At 66.4% G+C, this 1,279-nt stretch carries 1 protein-coding gene; it reads left to right on the top strand.

What is annotated here, in order from left to right; genetic code table 11:
• Window positions 1-1,279 (top strand): AMP-binding protein (locus Vau01_RS62975; RefSeq protein ID WP_204015470.1); only part of this gene is annotated, 1,279 nt, incomplete at both ends.

Genomic DNA, 1,279 nt, shown 5'->3' with positions numbered 1-1,279 from the left:
GATACCAGGCTGCCGAGCAGACCGCCATCCGGGCCTGCGGCGAAACGGCCGTCGATCACAGCCACTACCCAATGACCCTGGTGATCGTGCCGAGCACCGACAACCTCACGCTGCTCCTGACCACAGACGGGACCTGGTTCGATCAGCCCTTCGCAGATCGCGTGCTCGATCACCTTGCCCAGCTGCTTCGCGACATCGTCGACGACGTCGATCAGCCGGTCAGCAGTCTCGGCACGCTCACTGCCGCCGAGCAGCGGCTGCGGGCCAGCATCAACAGCACCGCGTCGCACGATCCATTCAGGGCCGTCCACGAACTGTTCAACGACCATGCCATACGGAACCCGGACCACGCCGCGGTCGTCGATGTGGAGACCGGGACCACCGTCACCTACCGGGAGCTCGACCAACGATCGAGCCAACTCGCCCATCACCTGAGCGCCCTCGGTGCGCGGCCCGAGACGGCCACCGCCGTCATACTCCCGCCGGGCCCTGACCTGGCCATCGCGTTTCTCGCCATCCTTAAGGTCGGCGCGGCCTATCTACCGCTGAACGTCACCGACCCGCTCCACCGACTGACGGCCGTCCTGACCGATGCCCGACCAACCACAGTCGTCACCACGACGGAGTTCGCCGACAAGATGCCCGCGACCATCACCGTCCTCACGGTATGCGTGGATGACCCGGACACCGCGGCCGAGTTGTCGACCCTCCCGAACGCACCGATGCACGCCGCCGTGCATCCACACCAACTTGCCTACCTGATCTACACGTCCGGTACCACCGGACTGCCGAAGCCGACTGGCCTGACCCACGCCGGCATCGCCAACATCGCGACATCCCAACGTCGACTCTTCAGGCTCGACCGCTCCCATCGCGTCCTCCAGCAAGCCGTCCCCGCGTACGACGCGTCGGTCTGGGAGCTCGTCATGGCTCTAGCCACCGGGGCCACCCTCATCGCACCAACCGAGGGCGCTCGAACCCACCCGCCTGTTCTCGCGGTCGAGGCAGCCGCGTACAACGTCACGCACGCCACCGTCACTCCGTCTCTCCTGACAGTGATCGACGTCAGTCAACTTCCGGCCGGCATAACGATTATCGCCGCCGGAGAGCAGCTCCCCGCACCGACTGCCGCCGTCTGGGCTGCCGCGCACCACCTCGTCAACGCCTACGGCCCGACCGAGACCACGATCTGCGCCACCTTGACAGAGATCACGGCGGACTCCTCCGGCCCTCCAGCCATCGGAAGGCCCCTCCCGAACATCACCGTTCACGTCGTCGA

The organism is Virgisporangium aurantiacum (assembly GCF_016863635.1).
In the GTDB taxonomy this organism is placed as follows: domain Bacteria; phylum Actinomycetota; class Actinomycetes; order Mycobacteriales; family Micromonosporaceae; genus Virgisporangium; species Virgisporangium aurantiacum.
The sequence above is the reverse complement of the archived record's forward strand: the minus strand, read 5'-3'. Positions and strand labels throughout refer to the sequence as shown.